The 14,738-nt window shown below is 57.9% G+C and carries 14 protein-coding genes and 1 tRNA gene; 9 read left to right on the forward strand and 6 right to left on the reverse strand.

The features are described from left to right. The first annotated feature begins 98 nt into the window (after positions 1-98). From G547_RS0113010 to G547_RS21410, 7 genes are all read left to right on the forward strand, one after another. A complete protein-coding gene (locus G547_RS0113010; RefSeq protein ID WP_027330238.1) occupies positions 99-419 on the forward strand; it encodes a hypothetical protein in 321 nt (106 codons plus the stop codon). Between the two features lie 220 nt (positions 420-639). Beyond that, positions 640-894, forward strand: coding sequence for a major coat protein (locus G547_RS0113020; RefSeq protein ID WP_027330239.1), 255 nt, complete (start codon positions 640-642; stop codon positions 892-894). Positions 895-1,945: 1,051 nt separating this feature from the next. Then, positions 1,946-2,284 (forward strand): hypothetical protein, encoded by a 339-nt coding sequence (locus G547_RS23435; RefSeq protein WP_027330240.1) that lies wholly within the window; start codon positions 1,946-1,948, stop codon positions 2,282-2,284. 15 nt (positions 2,285-2,299) lie between these two features. Then, complete coding sequence (locus tag G547_RS0113040; protein WP_027330241.1) at positions 2,300-2,638, forward strand: DUF5455 family protein; 339 nt, start codon at positions 2,300-2,302, stop codon at positions 2,636-2,638. After that, positions 2,638-3,735, forward strand: coding sequence for a zonular occludens toxin domain-containing protein (locus tag G547_RS21400; RefSeq protein ID WP_051235431.1), 1,098 nt, complete (start codon positions 2,638-2,640; stop codon positions 3,733-3,735). The genes G547_RS0113040 and G547_RS21400 overlap by 1 nt, the downstream gene beginning before the upstream one ends. Positions 3,736-3,911: 176 nt before the next feature. Then, positions 3,912-5,180, forward strand: coding sequence for a hypothetical protein (locus tag G547_RS21405; RefSeq protein ID WP_036188581.1), 1,269 nt, complete (start codon positions 3,912-3,914; stop codon positions 5,178-5,180). Positions 5,181-5,212: 32 nt separating this feature from the next. Further along, positions 5,213-6,211 carry a phage integrase gene (locus tag G547_RS21410; RefSeq protein WP_245573481.1) on the forward strand — a complete coding sequence of 333 codons (999 nt, stop codon included), beginning with the start codon at positions 5,213-5,215 and terminating at the stop codon, positions 6,209-6,211. 56 nt (positions 6,212-6,267) lie between these two features. On the opposite strand, the gene G547_RS0113075 is transcribed toward G547_RS21410, so the two are convergent. After that, positions 6,268-6,344, reverse strand: a tRNA-Pro gene (locus G547_RS0113075). Positions 6,345-6,515: 171 nt separating this feature from the next. Between G547_RS0113075 and G547_RS22775 the strand changes: the two genes are divergently transcribed. Next, positions 6,516-6,917, forward strand: coding sequence for a tetratricopeptide repeat protein (locus tag G547_RS22775; RefSeq protein WP_051235433.1), 402 nt, complete (start codon positions 6,516-6,518; stop codon positions 6,915-6,917). 282 nt (positions 6,918-7,199) lie between these two features. Here G547_RS22775 and mrcB read toward each other — a convergent pair whose 3' ends face one another. Next, the gene (mrcB, locus tag G547_RS21420) at positions 7,200-9,539 is read right to left on the reverse strand and encodes a penicillin-binding protein 1B (RefSeq protein WP_036188584.1); all 2,340 of its coding nucleotides are present in this window, start codon (positions 9,537-9,539) and stop codon (positions 7,200-7,202) included. Between the two features lie 147 nt (positions 9,540-9,686). Here mrcB and G547_RS0113090 point away from each other — a divergent pair, with 147 nt between their 5' ends. Then, positions 9,687-10,688 (forward strand): adenosine kinase, encoded by a 1,002-nt coding sequence (locus G547_RS0113090; protein ID WP_027330245.1) that lies wholly within the window; start codon positions 9,687-9,689, stop codon positions 10,686-10,688. A 61-nt stretch (positions 10,689-10,749) separates the two neighbouring features. Here the strand turns inward: G547_RS0113090 and G547_RS0113095 are convergent, their stop codons facing one another. From G547_RS0113095 to hemA, 4 genes are read right to left on the reverse strand one after another with little or no spacing between them, the layout of a single operon-like run. Further along, positions 10,750-11,499: a HesA/MoeB/ThiF family protein gene (locus G547_RS0113095; protein WP_027330246.1), complete on the reverse strand. Its 750-nt coding sequence runs from the start codon at positions 11,497-11,499 to the stop codon at positions 10,750-10,752. 4 nt (positions 11,500-11,503) lie between these two features. Then, positions 11,504-12,349, reverse strand: a complete 846-nt coding sequence (gene prmC, locus G547_RS0113100; protein ID WP_036188594.1) for a peptide chain release factor N(5)-glutamine methyltransferase — start codon at positions 12,347-12,349, stop codon at positions 11,504-11,506. After that, on the reverse strand, positions 12,349-13,425 hold the full coding sequence (prfA, locus tag G547_RS0113105) for a peptide chain release factor 1 (RefSeq protein WP_027330248.1): 1,077 nt from the start codon (positions 13,423-13,425) through the stop codon (positions 12,349-12,351). The genes prmC and prfA overlap by 1 nt, the downstream gene beginning before the upstream one ends. Further along, positions 13,422-14,708 (reverse strand): glutamyl-tRNA reductase, encoded by a 1,287-nt coding sequence (gene hemA, locus G547_RS0113110; protein ID WP_027330249.1) that lies wholly within the window; start codon positions 14,706-14,708, stop codon positions 13,422-13,424. Before hemA ends, prfA begins: the two co-directional genes overlap by 4 nt. Positions 14,709-14,738: the final 30 nt, after the last annotated feature.

Below are 14,738 nucleotides of genomic sequence, written 5' to 3' on the forward strand. Positions count from 1 at the left end.
AGCGGATTGTCCACAGGCTTTAACCCTAAAGCGGCTCTACGGAGCCACAAACCCGCTGTTCGGTACTCCTGAACAGCACCACCCAAGAGGAAATCACCATGCAATTTGAATACGACACCACTGTACTGAGCGTGACCCGGGTCACCGTTGAGGGCACCCAGTTCTGCAGCGTGTTCGTCGGTGAAACACCCGATCCAGACAAAGAGAACGATGTGCACGGTTTTAGCGTCCGTAAGATTCCCTGTGATCCAGCGGTGTTCGACCAACTGAACGACATTCGTTACGGGGACATCAAACGCAAGAAGTTGATCATGCGCATGAAAGGCGCCGCCCAGGGTAAAGCTCAGCCCCACGTTATTGGCGTCGTGCCGGACAGTAGGCCAGCTACCACTAAACCCGCCGCCACCGGTGAGAAGTAACAAGGGGGACGGACTGTGGAAGCTGATACACAGGCCGTCTTCGACCTGCTTCTTGTTGTCTCCCACTTCGTAGCTGTGGTCATGGGATTCAGCAAGGGGGGCCAAAGATGAGCTACCAGGACGCCTTACAAATCCTCGGTCAACTCTTTGGCTGCTATTGCGCGGGGTTCTTCGCCGCGTACCTATTAACATCCATCAAACAGTTTATGGAGAAAATCTGATGCAAAAACTCTTTCACTTCCTTCATGCCAAAGCCACCACTGTTAAGTTCGCGGTGTTCTCTGTCGTTACCCTGGCCTCCACTGGCGCCTTGGCTCAGACCGAGAGTACGCTTCCCGCTTGGACGCAGCAGATTGCCACCGACTCAGAGGCGGCTGTGGCTGACATGTCCGCTCTTGTTGGTCCGGTCATCGGGGCCATGATCGTCGCTTTGGTTGTGATCAAGCTCGTCAAACGCTTCTCCAGCAAAATTTGACTCCGTTGGTGTCTGCCCACATACACGGCCCTCCGGGGCCGTTTTTCTTAAGAAGACCTGTTAATCCTAGGGTAGCCCTATGTTCAGTTTTGTATATTTTTCGCGTAATGCGTGGACTCTATACACCGTGTGTGTGTTGGTGCTGCTTTCTGGAAGGGCCTTTGCCGAAGAGGTCTACTGGAAACAGGGGAACACGAAAGGCGCTACACCAATTGAGGCCGTGACCCCCGCTTGCGAGAACTATCAGTATTGTGAAAGCTTTAACATTCTTCCCTATGTACTGGACCCCTCTAGAACGGATCTTCTAACCGTAGAGTACATCCTTACAAGTGGGAATGTCTGGACAACGAAAACCGTAAACATGATGTCTTGTGGCTACGATGGGTATAACAACTGCAGCCAGTATTCGCACGAAACCGGCTCTGGGGTCTGTGAAGATGGCTTTTATACCGATTCGGCAAACCAATACGGATATATTGACACCTGCGATAGACCCGATCTAAAGGTGTGTGATTCCGGAGTGGTCCAGATGGAGGATGGGATATGTCCAGTGGAGCCGCCAGTGTGCACCGACTATGAGGATTGCTTGCGGTATGCAAAAGAGCAAATGGATTGTGAAGGCGCGACATCAGAGGAGTATACCTTTATTGACTCCAATAACTGGTCATACAGCTGCAATTTTCCGGACCAGCCACAAGATGATTCACCGTGGTACGGATGCGATGGAGATTGGTGTGGAGGAATAGATCATGCAGGGGAGACATCCAGCAGCTCATCTTCCAGTTCCTCACAGTCATCCAGCTCTAACGACTCAAGTTCAGTGAGTAGCAACAGCGAATCCGAGAGCTCCAGTTCGGACAGCACTTCCAGCTCCTCTAGTTCAACAGGTTCCAGTGGCGGCCCCTCTACTGGCTGCGATCCGCTTACTGGAGACAGGTGTGACTCTAACGATTCAGCTACTGGTGGACAAAGCTGTGAAAGCGCGCCTTCATGTGAAGGTGATCCTATCGCTTGCTCTCAACTTCAACAAGAGTGGTTACAGCGCTGTGGCATGAGCCAAAGTGACATCAATGAGCTGACGACCCAAGTAGAGAGCTCCGGTGAAGCCGAACTCGATGCCGCCTTCGACCATATTCAAACCGAGGTCGAAGAAGGCGTGGACGAAACCAGCAACCAGCTCCAGGACGCCGCCGGCCCCCTCGAAAATGCCTTGGACGGTTTTGTCCCCCAACCGGCCGCCTGTAAATCCCTCTCACTGGAAATCATGGGTCACACCCAAACCGTGGACTGTCACCTGATCAACACCTTCAAGGACGCCTTTGGCTGGTTCCTGTCGATCATGGCAGGTATTTACATCTGGAACATGGCCTTTCAACCGGTCAACCGATAACGCAGGAGGTACGTTATGCCATTGCCTTTAGCAGGTGGTATCCCATGGCTTGCCGGTGTACTCGGCAGCCTCATGTTCTCCGTGGTCCAACTGTTCGCCAAATACCTGACCAAACGCCTCGCCCTGGTCGCCGCTGCCGTCGTGCTGACCTTGGGGCTGACGGCCTCTTTCTTACTCGCCATAGAGGGGATGATCAATGCAGTCGCTCCCGCTGTTCCTGATTACTTTGCTACTGCTGCTAGCTGGGTGGTGCCTGACCAGACACCGGCCATCGTTTCTGCTGTGGTCGCTGCTCGTCTTGCTCGTTGGGTGTATGAGTGGAACGTTAAAGTCATCCAGTGGAAGTTGGTCTGATGAGTGTCTATATCGTCACTGGCAAGTTGGGCAATGGCAAAACGCTGGTGACTGTGGGGCGTATCCGTGATGCGCTCCACCAAGGCCGACGCATTGCCACCAACCTGGACCTGAACCTGCACCATCTGGTGGGCCGCACCGCCAAAAATGTCGATGTGCTGCGCATTCCCGACAAGCCCACCGTCGAGGACCTGAACGCGCTGGGTAAAGGCTACGACGGCCCCTACAACGAAGATAAATTTGGCGTTCTGGTGCTCGATGAGTGCGGCACCTGGTTTAACTCAAGAAACTGGCAGGACAAAACACGAGGCGCGGTCAACGACTGGTTTTTACACGCCCGTAAGCTCGGCTGGGATGTGTACATCATCATCCAGGACCTGAGCCTGCTCGACTCCCAGGCAAGGGAAGCCATTGCCGAGCTGATCGTCTACTGCCGCCGCCTGGACAAGTTGCGCCTGCCCTTCTTTGGTCGCCTGCTAAAGCTGTTCACCGGCTACAACCTCACCATGCCCCGGCTCCACCGGGCCAAAGTCACCTACGCCGACGACGACTTAATCTCTGATGTGTGGTGGTATCGCGGCAACGATCTGTTTCAGGCCTACGACACCCAACAAGTGTTTCTTAAAGACTACCCCCACAAAACCTATTGCTTACTCACCCCTTGGCACACTCACGGACGTCACGCCGTCCCCCTGACCCCGAGAAACCTTATGCGACTGACCAAGATTTACTGGAAACGCTTTAAATCCCCCGTCGCCCTCGCCACGGGCCTTCTGCTGGGCGTAGTGGCCGGTTGGCTGCGCTACGCCCCGGAAACCGTCACCGCCGATCAGCCGCCCACACAAGCGCCCCAGGCAGAGCAGAGCGCCGAATCGGTGACCGAATCATCCCTCTCCCAAAAACTGGAAGCGCTCTTCATCAAAGGCTCGATGACCATCAACGGGGAAACCAGCTACCAGTTCACCACACCCAGTGAGACCGACCGTTATTGGACCGACCAGGAATTGGCGAACGTCGGTGTCACCCTTCGCAAGCTCGGTCCCTGCCGGGTAGAGGCGTTTTATGACGGCAGCCGGGTGCCGATCCTGTGCTTTTAAACCATCCAACGAGCGGCCACTGCCGTCGGCCACCGAGGGGCGGTCGCGTGGCCGCAGGACGCGTGGCCGCACCGAGGCGGCCGCCGTTGGAAGACGTCCCTGTAGCACGTCTTATAAACCGATAAAAATCACATCATTAATCATCATTGTTCATCAGTAGCAAAGGACACAAAACTATGAAAAAGCCTGAACATCTGCCCCGTTTTGACGTTGAACTCAAAGAAGACCCCAAGGGTCGTTTGTTCTTCGATAAAAACCAGTTTTGCGACCTCTCCGGTGTCAATGTCCTGCACTCTGGTGTGGACACCGTCCGCCAGCTTTACCGGGGTTATTTGAAAACCGACCTCATGGAACGACTGGAAGACTATAGCGGCTTCTTCATGCTCGGGGGCTATGAGTGGGTAGCAGGCCGAATAGGCCGGGACTCCGGCTATCAGTACAAGCTCCAAAATGCCGATCTGGGCTTAATCCTGCTGATCAAGAACTTTAACGTCAAAATCGACAACAACGGGCCACACCTGAAAATTGAAGCCTCTCCCCACCTGATCGACGAACACAACCCCTATGAACTCCAGGGGATCATGAACGATCTCGCCAATGAAGTGCTCGACGACTTCGATTTTAACCAGTCTGCCGTTCATATCGCGGTAGACGTGCAAGGCTGGGAACCCCCTTCCGATATCGTGGCCCGTATGCACTGCCGATCAAACCACGTCCGCCAGTTCGATTCCATGGACAGCATCGAATTTGCCAGCCACTCGGCCACCTACAACCGGGGCCAGTCCTACCTATTTGGCACCGCCTCGGGCGTACAGCTCGCCATCTACAACAAATCCATCCAGGCCAAAGCCGTCGATAAGCTCGACTACTGGGAAAGCGTCTGGAAGCGTCAAGACAACCCTTTTGAGGATGCCCCGTACAACTACGATCCGGAAAAACCGGTCTGGCGCATCGAGCTGCGCTATCACCACTCCGTGGTACAGCAGTTCTCAGAAGGGACCACCATGGCAGGCCAGCCGGTCGTGTTTAAGTCCTACGCGGGCCTAGCACCCCACCTGGACGGCCTGTGGAAGTACGGCCTGGACTCCTTCAAGTTTCTCCACCGTCCCGGCTTCTTCCACCCGTTTTGGACCCTCCTGGCTCAAGACGTGAAGGTTCAGACGCAAGTAAAGTCCCTGCTCGAAAAAACCGACTACAAGCGCTATTACAAAACCAGTACCGGCTTTTCAGGAAAAAACATCGAGCTGCTGTTAGGTAACGCGATCAGCTTAGCAGCAAGGGAACGACTGACGATCGCACAGCTATTAAATGCCCTCCAGACACTCCCATTCTGGCCAACGATAAAGAACTTCTACCAGGACAAAGGCATGTCTCAGGGCGAGTTTTATCACCACATTGAGAAACTGCTCAAAGAGCGCTATCTAAGATGGGGGAAAGCGGTCTAATGGCTGTAAGAAAACGTCCTAATGGAAACTGGATGGCTGATGTCGGTATTGATATAGCCACTCGTTACCGTAAGGTATTCAGAACAAAGTCTGAGGCCCTGCGGTTTGAGGCTTATGTCAGATCGAAACACGCCCAAGGTCAAAGAAAAGACTGGAATCCGGTTAAAGAGGACAAACGCCGACTAAGCCAGCTCATAGAGCTTTGGTATATTCAGCACGGTGCCCATCTTGCCGGTAGTAAGGCTAGAAAAAACACTTTGCTCAGGATGGCCAAAGCGATGGGTAACCCCGTTGCCTTCAACTTGACCCCTGCTGTTTATCTGGAATACCGCCATAAACGCTTTGAGCGTGGCATATCGCCCAAAACGCTGAACAATGAGTTGGGGTATATGAATGCCATGTACTCCCACCTTTATAAAACGGACCAGATTAACTACCCGTCACCCCTTACCAAGGTTCAACCCATCCGGCAAAAAGAACGTGAACTGTCGTTTCTCACCCTGGACCAATGCCGCGAGCTGTTGAGCCTGTGCCAAAGGGCGGGAAGTCGTAGCCTGTATATGGTGGTGCGGGTATGCCTGGAGACGGGTTGCCGTTGGAATGAAGCCCAGACACTAAGACGCAGTCAGATCGCCAACGGGCGTATTACCTTCACTGACACGAAATCCGGTAAAAACCGAACCGTCCCCATCGGCCCTGAACTGGAAACGGATTTGAAGGCATACCAGCCCACCGGTCACGGTCGGCTATTCGCCAAGTGCATCAAGGCGTTTTATAAGGTGGTGGATCAGTGCTCGTTCCAACTGCCAAAAGGTCAGTCTACCCACGTTCTCCGGCACACCTACGCGAGTCATTTCATGATGAATGGAGGGGATATTCTGACGCTACAGCGGATACTCGGTCACAGCACCGTGACCCTTACCATGCGCTATTCCCACCTTGCACCGGAACACCTCCAGGACGCTTTGAGGTATAGGCCGCTATCTGGCCTCGGCAATCTATGGCAATATCATGGCAACGTGGAGGGCTAGAACGAAAAAGCCCCCGAAATTCTCTAGGAAAATCAGGGGCTTAGAGTATTCAAAAGTGGTCGGAGCGAGAGGATTCGAACCTCCGACCCCCTCGTCCCGAACGAGGTGCGCTACCAGGCTGCGCTACGCTCCGACTTGTCTGGCCTTGGCCAGCGAGGCGGAATTATAACAGCTGATTTGCGTCTGTAAATGGTCGGATGATATTTCCTACGCCATCGGGCAATTTCGGCCTGGGGTGGCGGTGTATTCACCCCCACAGCTGGTATGATAGGCCCCAATTGACTAACCCTCAGAGGACTGCCTCGTGAACAGTTTCACTCGGATATGGCTCCTGGGTGCGGGAGCGCTGGTATTGACCGCCTGCGTGGCGCCCATGAAGAGCCCCGACGATCAAGCCGAGACGCCCCCCGTGGACAGCGGTGCGGCAGCGGTGATCAGCCTGATTGATCAGGCCCGCCTGGCTTACCAGCAGGGCGATTTTGAATCGGCCATCGCCACCGCCGAGCGCGGCCTGCGCATTGACCGGCGCGAGCCGGAGTTTTATCTGGTGCTGGCGCAGAGCTATATGAGCCTGTCCAACCCGGAGCAGGCGCGCCAGTTTGCCCAGCAGGGCTTGCGTTTCAGCCCGCCGGACTCGCACCTGTATCAGGCGCTGGAGACGGTGCACAACCGGGCGTCGCAACGGAGCGGTACGCTGGTTTTCTAGAACTGGGCGTACGCTGACCGACACCAAAAGCCACATCTGGGCAATATATAGCCAAATTTAATGTGGATGTTTGGCGCTATTTCCAATTGGTTTAATTAAAACGCTTCAAAAACTGGCGTATTCGGTCATAGGGCCGATACTTACAGTAACTGGTGATTGCAATCCTCTGGTTGTGACCAACCACCAGTTGGGTCCAGTGGGACCAAGTCAGGATACTTTCCTTGAATGTGTACTCCTATTTTTGCCGGTGCTTTTGCACCGGCTTTTTTTGGTGAGCGGTTGTCAACGCCACAGCCGCTGCCACCAGCTCGGGGAGGAGGAGCGGTCCAGCCTGCAGTCGGCGGACTCCTCCGGCCCCTGCCCTTCCCTCAACGGTAACCAGACGGCGCCCTCGCAGCGCTCGGCACTGAGCTTGCCGGTTTCCTCATCCAACCAGTCAAAGCTGACGTTGCCCGGCGGGGTAACCGGCAGCCCTTGCGTGGGCAGCTCGCCCATCAGGTCCGCCCAGGCGTGGAGCGCACCGGTGGAGCCGGTGAGCGGGGTTTCATCGTTATTGTCCCGCCCCATCCAGAATACCGCCAAATGCTGGCCGCTGAAGCCGGCGAACCAGCTGTCCCGGTAGTCATTGGTGGTGCCGGTTTTGCCGGCCAGGGCCAGGCCCTCGGGCAGGCGGTCGTAGACTTGTTTGCCCGTGCCCTCGCGCAGCGCCAACTGCAGCAGGTATTGCATCTGAAAGCTGGCTTCCGGGCTGAAGCGCTGCTCCATCTTCAACGGGTAACGCCGCAGGGGATCGCCCTCGGCGGTGAGCACTTCCCGGATGGCCCGCAGCGGGGTGTAGACGCCTTCGGCGGCCAGGGTGTGGTAAATGCCCGACACTTCATAAGGGCTCATTTCCACCGCGCCCAACAAAATGGCGGGCACCTGGGGAATGTCGCCTTCAAAGCCGGCCTCGCGCAGGGTGTCGTACACCGATTCCAGCCCCAGGGTCATCCCCAGGCGGGCGGTGGCCTGATTGTAGGAGTGGATCAGCCCCTGGTAGAGCGGCACCTCTCCGTGGCTTTTCAGGTCGGAGTTGCGCGGCTCCCAGCGCTGGCCGTTACGGGCTTCCACCACCACCGGCTCGTCGCTGATAAGCGTGCCGGGGTGGTACTCGTCCGGCCGTTGAAGTGCGGTCAAATAGACGAAAGGTTTGACCAGCGAGCCGATGGGCCGTCGGGCATCCAGCGCCCGGTTGAAGCCATCAAAGCGGGCGTTGCGATCCCCCACCAGGGCGAGCACTTCCCCCGCTCCCACAGAGGTCACCACGGCGGAGCCCTGCAGGCCCTGCACGTCATAGCCCTGCTCCAGCCGATGTATGCGCTCACTGACGACGCGTTCCAACCGGCGTTGGACCATGGGCGAAAGGCTGGTAAAGATGCGCAACCCTTCGCTTTTGAGGTCCTCTTCCCGGTAGTCCCGCCGAAGCTGGCGCTTGACCAGGTCGATAAACGCGGGGTAACTCTGCAGGCTGTAGTCGGTATCCGGCACTATGCCGAGCGGCGCGTTGGTAGCGCGTTCGCGCTCGGCGGCGTCGATCAGCCCTTCCCGTTCCATCACCCGCAGAACCAGGTCCCGCCGGTTCTTGACCCGTTCGGGATGGCGCCAGGGGTTGTAGTAGGAGGCGCCTTTGACGATGCCAATCAGCAGGGCGATTTTCTCGGTGCTGAGTTCGCCCAACGGCTGGGCGAAATAGTGCTGGGCCCCGAGCGCAAAACCATGAACTCCCTGGGAGCCACTCTGCCCCAGGTAGACTTCGTTGATGTAGGTTTCCAGGATCTGCGCCTTGCTGTAGTGCACCTCCAGCAGCACGGCCATGACGGCTTCCTGTATTTTGCGTTGGAAGCTGCGCTCGTGGGTAAGGTAGAAGTTTTTGACCAGCTGCTGGGTCAGGGTACTGCCGCCCTGCACCACTCGCCCCGCCTGAATGTTGGCCCAGGCGGCGCGCAGAATGCCCGAGGGCGATATACCGAAGTGGTCCACGAAGTGGCGGTCTTCCACCGCGAGGAGGGTTTCCCCCAGCAGCGGTGGTACATCCTCCAGGCGCACCAGCAGGCGGTCTTCCCCGTGGGCGGGAAAGATGCCACCAATCTCTTCCGGCTCCAGGCGCATCAGGGGCAAGGGGTCGCCATCGGCTTCACTCATACGGGTCAGGCGGCCGTCTTCCAGCGTCATCTGGAAGCGTCGGGCCGGCTCGTCTTTGTCCCAGAATTCAAAGCCGCGGCTGTAGACTTCATAGTGGTGCGCGCCGCCATCAATGCGACGGGCGTATTGCCCGGGGCCACTGATTCGCTCCACGGGGCGATAACCCAGGGCCAGCAGTTCCTGTTCAAACAGGGTGTGGGTAACCGACAGGCCCTGATACAACTCCAGCGGCCGAGCGTATACCCGGGCGGGAACGGACCATTTTTTTCCTTCGAATTTTTCCCGGACCACGCCGTTGAGGTAAAGCACCCACAGCACAAATGCCACCAGCAGGAAGCCCAGAATATAGAGCGCCCACAAGCGAAACAGGGCCCAACCATGGCGGCCGGAGGAGCTGGGGCCTTTGCGGCGGGAGCGGGTTTTGTGGCGACGTCGGGTCATAGAACGGTGGTCTCTCAAAACAGGTGCGGCGCGCCCTCAGCGGCTGCGCTTTTACGCGGGGCGCTTATTTTGCATAATGGGCGACCAAAACCCAACCGGGGCGAGCGGTTATCTTGGTTCGCCGGATGATTAACAGCGAGGATTCACATGAAAGACCACTACCACATCTATGGCATCGGCGCGGCGCTGGTGGACACGGAAATCCAGGTCAGCGAGGACGATCTCATAGCCATGGCGGTGGCCAAAGGTGTGATGACGCTGGTGGACGAGCCTCGCCAGGACGAACTCATTGACTACCTGCGGGACCACTTGGTTCACTCCAAACGCGCCAGTGGCGGTTCCGGAGCCAACACCATTACCGCCGCCGGCTACTTCGGCTGCCGCAACTTTTATTCCTGCAAGGTGGCCGATGACGAGAACGGCCACTTTTACCTGAAGGACATCAAAGACGCCGGTGTCACCTATCCCGCCCACCTCGGTAAAGACGAGGGTATTACCGGCAAGTGCCTGGTGATGATCAGTCCGGATGCCGAGCGCAGCATGCACACCTTTCTGGGCATCAGTGCCACCCTCTCGGTCAATGAGCTGGACTCCGACGCGATTGAAGCTTCGGACTATGCCTACATTGAAGGCTATCTCGTGAGCTCGGACACTGGCCGGACCGCCGCCATTGAACTGCGCGAGCGGGCGGAAAAGCGCGATACCCTCACCGCCCTGAGCCTGTCCGACCCGGCCATGGTACAGTTTTTCCGGGACGGTTTGCTGGAAATGATTGGCGAGGGCGTGGATTTGTTGTTCTGTAACCGCGAAGAGGCCATGGGCTTTACCGGTTGCAACAACCTCGAGGAAGCCGCCCAGTCGCTGCAGGATTATTGCCGCACCTTTGCCATTACCTGCGGCGCCGATGGCGCGCTGGTATTCGACGGCAAGCAGTCCTATCACATTGATGCCGAGCCGGTAAAAGCGGTGGACACCAATGGTGCCGGGGATATGTTTGCTGGCGCCTTTCTGTATGCCCTGAGTCAGGGACACGGTTATGACGTGGCCGGCAGATTTGCCAGCAAAGCGGCGGGCAAAGTGGTAGCCCAGTACGGCCCGCGTTTGCGGCCGGAGCAGCATGAGGCGTTGAAAAAGGAGTTTTTTGGGTAACGATTTGAAAAGAGAAATGGCAGGTGGCGGCTTACGCCTTACCGTGCCCTACGCAGCTTGGCTAACGGGCGTTACCACACACGGGGCAATCCGGGTCTCGCGGTAATTTCAATTCGCGCCACTCGCTGCGGGTGGCGTCAAACAGTAGCAGCCGGCCGGCTAACGTCGTTCCCACGCCGGCCAATACTTTGATGGCCTCAAGCGCCTGCATGCTGCCGATCACTCCCACCAGCGGTGCCAATACGCCACTGGTGGCGCAGTTCAGCTGTTCGTCTTCCTGCACGTCGTACAGGCAGCGATAGCAGGGGCTCGTTTCCTCGCGGGCATCAAAGACAGTGACCTGCCCCTCCAACCGGATCGCGGCGCCGGAGACCAGCGGCGTTTTGGCGCGAACGCAGGCGGCGTTGATGGCGTAGCGAACGCCGAAATTATCCGTGGCGTCCACCACAAGATCGACATTTTCCACTAATTCTTGCAGCCGCTCGCCTTCGAGTTTTTCGGGAACGGGAATGATGCGGGTCTCGGGGTTCAATGCCTGCAGCGCCTGGGCCGCGGACTCGACTTTGGGCTGTCCCACCCGATCGGTGGTGTGGGCGATCTGCCGTTGAAGGTTGGACAGGTCCACTTCATCGTGGTCCGCCAGCCATAAGGACCCGACACCGGAAGCCGCCAGGTACATGGCGACGGGTGAGCCCAGGCCGCCGACACCCACGATCAGCACCTTGGCGTTAAGCAGGGCTTCCTGCCCGTCCAGGTCGAGCTCCGGCAACATGATGTGTCGGCTATAGCGCAATAACTGTTGATCATCCATTGTGTCAGCCTCCCCTTGTGGGCGCCTGGCCCAGCGTCACTCGGTCATTGCCGCCCAGATCCTGTTCGGTGCGGACTTTCTGAAAACCGCGGGCTTCGAATATTGAACGCACCGCCTCGCCCTGTGTCCAGCCATGTTCGAGCAGCAGCCAGCCTTCGGCGGTAAGGTACTCGGGCGCGGCCTGCACGATCCGGTGAAACTCCCCCAGGCCGTCGTTTTCCGCCACCAGGGCCGAGCGCGGTTCGAACCGGACATCACCTTGATTCAAATGGGGATCATTATCCGCAATATAAGGCGGGTTGCTCAAGATCAGGTCAAAGACCCCGCTCACACGCTCGAACCAATCGCTCTGAATACAGGTGACATGGTCGAAGCCCAGTTGCGTCCGATTACGCTCGGCCAACTGCACCGCCTCGGGCGAGGCGTCCACCGCGACCACACGCCAACCCGGTCGCTCGCTGGCAAATGCCAGGGCGATGGCGCCGGTACCGGTGCCCAGATCCAACGCGTTGCCCTCGGGCTTACTCTCACTCAACCCCAGTGCCAGCTCCACCAGGCGCTCAGTATCGGGGCGGGGGATCAGGGTGCTGCTGTTCACCTGCAGGGGAAGCGACCAGAACTCTCTCTGGCCGATAATATGCGCGAGCGGTTCGCCGTTTAACCGTCGGGAAAACGCCGGTTCAAATTCGGCAAGCTGCGCGGGTGTCAGTTCGGTTTCCGGCCAGGTGTATAACCAGGTGCGGTCCTTGTTCAGGGCCCAGGCCAGCAACAGTTCGACATCCAGACGCGGACTGTCGCTGACCGGCACGAGCTCGGGCGCGCGCCGCAACAACTGGTCCACCCGGTGCATTACGAGGACAGGGCGGCGAGTTGGTCCGCCTGGTATTCGTGAATCAGTGACTGGACCACTTCATTCAGGTTGCCCTGCATCACTTCGTCCAGTTTATACAGGGTGAGGTTAATGCGGTGGTCGGTCACCCGTCCCTGGGGGAAGTTGTAGGTGCGAATGCGCTCGGAGCGGTCACCGGAACCCACCAGGTTACGGCGCTCGTCGGACAGGTGTTTCGCCGCCGCTTCTTCGCTGGCGCTTTTCAGCTTCGCTGCCAACAGTGACAGCGCGCGGGCGCGGTTTTTGTGTTGCGAACGCTCATCCTGACACTCCACCACAATACCGGTGGGCAAGTGGGTCACGCGAATAGCAGAATCGGTTTTGTTGACGTGCTGCCCGCCGGCGCCGGAAGCGCGGAAAGTATCAATGCGCAAGTCACCTTTATTGATGTCCACCGCTTCCACTTCATCCGCTTCGGGCATGATCGCCACAGTACAGGCGGAGGTATGGATGCGCCCCTGGGATTCGGTTTCCGGCACGCGCTGAACCCGGTGCGCACCGGATTCGAATTTCAACTGGGCGTAAACACTGTCGCCCACCACCCGGCTGATGATTTCCTTATAACCGCCGTGCTCGCCTTCGCTCTGGCTCAACACTTCGATGCGCCATTTATTCTGCTCGGCGTATTTGCTGTACATGCGGAACAGGTCGCCGGCGAAAATGGCGGCTTCATCCCCACCGGTACCGGCACGAATTTCGAGAAACACGTTCTTGCCATCGTTCGGGTCTTTGGGCAACAACAGTCGTTGCAGCTCTTCTTCCAAAGGACCCAGCTGTTCGTCGCAGGCATCCAGCTCTTCGCGGGCCATATCGCGCATTTCCGGGTCGTCCAGCATGGCTTGCGCCTCGGCCCGGTCGGATTTCATCTGGTAGTAGCGGCCATAGCTCTGCACCACCGGCTCCAACTCGGCGTACTCTTTGGACAGGTCCCGAAACCGGTTCTGGTTGGTGATGATTTCCGGGTCCGATAACAGTTGGCCGACCTCCTCGTAACGCTCGGTCAGGCGGGCCAGTTTTTCTTCAATAGATGCTTTCATTCGCGTTCGCTTTTCTCGTCAATGGCGTTGTCACTCTCCACCAGCCCGAACAGCTCTCGCGCCGAGGTCACCAGTTCGGTACGGCCCTCGGCACTGGCCTTGCGCAACGCAACGCTGGGTGGGTGCAACAGTTTGTTCGTGAGCGAGCGGGCCAATTGAGCCATCAGCTCGCGGGGGTCACCGCCGGCCTCCAGTGACCTCTGGACTTTTTCCAGTTCGGCGCCGGCCAAGGCCTCCGCCTGCTGCCGGTAGGCCCGGATGGTGACCGACGCGTCCTGAACGCGCTGCGCTTTCGAATAGAGGGCCACGCCCTCCGCAATAATCTCCCGCGCTTTGTCGGCCGCCGCTTCCCGGGACTTTTTGTTCTGGTCGATCACCGCATGCAGGTCATCGACGGTATAAAGATAGACGTCATCCAGGCTGCCCACTTCCTCTTCGATATCCCGTGGCACGGCAATATCGAGCATGAACATGGGCTTATGCTTGCGCTTTTTCAGCGCCGACTCCACCGCCCCTTTGCCCAGCAAAGGCAGCTGACTGGCCGTGGAGGAGATCACAATATCGGCCTGGTGCAGATACTCCGGAATGTCCGCCAGTAAAATCGCTTCAGCCCCCAACTCGGTGGACAGCGCCTGGGCCCGATCCAGCGTTCGGTTGGCGACAATCAGCTCTTTGATACCCTGCTCTTTCAGGTGGCGTGCCACCAGTTGGATGGTATCGCCCGCGCCGATCAGCAGGGCGGTATCTTCTTTCAAATCCGAGAAAATCTGCTGGGCCAGGGTGACCGCCGCGTAGGCGACCGACACCGGGTTCTCTCCAATCGCGGTTTCCGAGCGAACCCGCTTGGCCACGCCAAACACCTGCTGGAAGGCGGCGTGCAGCTCGGCCCCCACGGTACCGGCCTGACTCGCCACGGCATAGGCGGATTTCATCTGGCCCAGGATCTGGGGCTCGCCCAGTACCAGGGAGTCCAGGCCGCCGGCCACCTTCATCATATGCCCGACCGCTTCATCGTTGTGAAAACAGTAGTAACATCGACTGAGCGCATCGGCGTCCATTTTCGTATGTTCCAGCAACCAGGCGAGCAGGGCCTCGACTTCAGTTTCGCTGGCCGCGTAGATTTCCGTGCGGTTGCAGGTCGACAGTATGGCCACTTCTCTCAAGCCCGCCCGGTCTCGGGCCGCGGCCAACGCGGCTTCCAGGCTATCGGGCGCAAAGGCGACGCGCTCGCGAATGGCCAGGGGAGCCGTATTGTGATTGATGCCAAAGGCCAACAGGGTCATAGAGTAGAAGCAGGTTTGCCAGCAAAAGGG

It is taken from the genome of Marinimicrobium agarilyticum DSM 16975 (assembly GCF_000423345.1).
Classification (GTDB): Bacteria; Pseudomonadota; Gammaproteobacteria; order Pseudomonadales; family Cellvibrionaceae; genus Marinimicrobium; species Marinimicrobium agarilyticum.

What these genes read in the sequence shown, in the direction of transcription:
- G547_RS0113010 (WP_027330238.1), top strand. Translation starts at nt 99, where the DNA reads ATGCAATTTGAATACGACACCACTGTACTGAGCGTGACCCGGGTCACC.
- G547_RS0113020 (WP_027330239.1), top strand. Translation starts at nt 640, where the DNA reads ATGCAAAAACTCTTTCACTTCCTTCATGCCAAAGCCACCACTGTTAAG.
- G547_RS23435 (WP_027330240.1), top strand. Translation starts at nt 1,946, where the DNA reads ATGAGCCAAAGTGACATCAATGAGCTGACGACCCAAGTAGAGAGCTCC.
- G547_RS0113040 (WP_027330241.1), top strand. Translation starts at nt 2,300, where the DNA reads ATGCCATTGCCTTTAGCAGGTGGTATCCCATGGCTTGCCGGTGTACTC.
- G547_RS21400 (WP_051235431.1), top strand. Translation starts at nt 2,638, where the DNA reads ATGAGTGTCTATATCGTCACTGGCAAGTTGGGCAATGGCAAAACGCTG.
- G547_RS21405 (WP_036188581.1), top strand. Translation starts at nt 3,912, where the DNA reads ATGAAAAAGCCTGAACATCTGCCCCGTTTTGACGTTGAACTCAAAGAA.
- G547_RS21410 (WP_245573481.1), top strand. Translation starts at nt 5,213, where the DNA reads ATGGCTGATGTCGGTATTGATATAGCCACTCGTTACCGTAAGGTATTC.
- mrcB (WP_036188584.1), bottom strand. Translation starts at nt 9,539, where the DNA reads ATGACCCGACGTCGCCACAAAACCCGCTCCCGCCGCAAAGGCCCCAGC.
- G547_RS0113090 (WP_027330245.1), top strand. Translation starts at nt 9,687, where the DNA reads ATGAAAGACCACTACCACATCTATGGCATCGGCGCGGCGCTGGTGGAC.
- G547_RS0113095 (WP_027330246.1), bottom strand. Translation starts at nt 11,499, where the DNA reads ATGGATGATCAACAGTTATTGCGCTATAGCCGACACATCATGTTGCCG.
- prmC (WP_036188594.1), bottom strand. Translation starts at nt 12,349, where the DNA reads ATGCACCGGGTGGACCAGTTGTTGCGGCGCGCGCCCGAGCTCGTGCCG.
- prfA (WP_027330248.1), bottom strand. Translation starts at nt 13,425, where the DNA reads ATGAAAGCATCTATTGAAGAAAAACTGGCCCGCCTGACCGAGCGTTAC.
- hemA (WP_027330249.1), bottom strand. Translation starts at nt 14,708, where the DNA reads ATGACCCTGTTGGCCTTTGGCATCAATCACAATACGGCTCCCCTGGCC.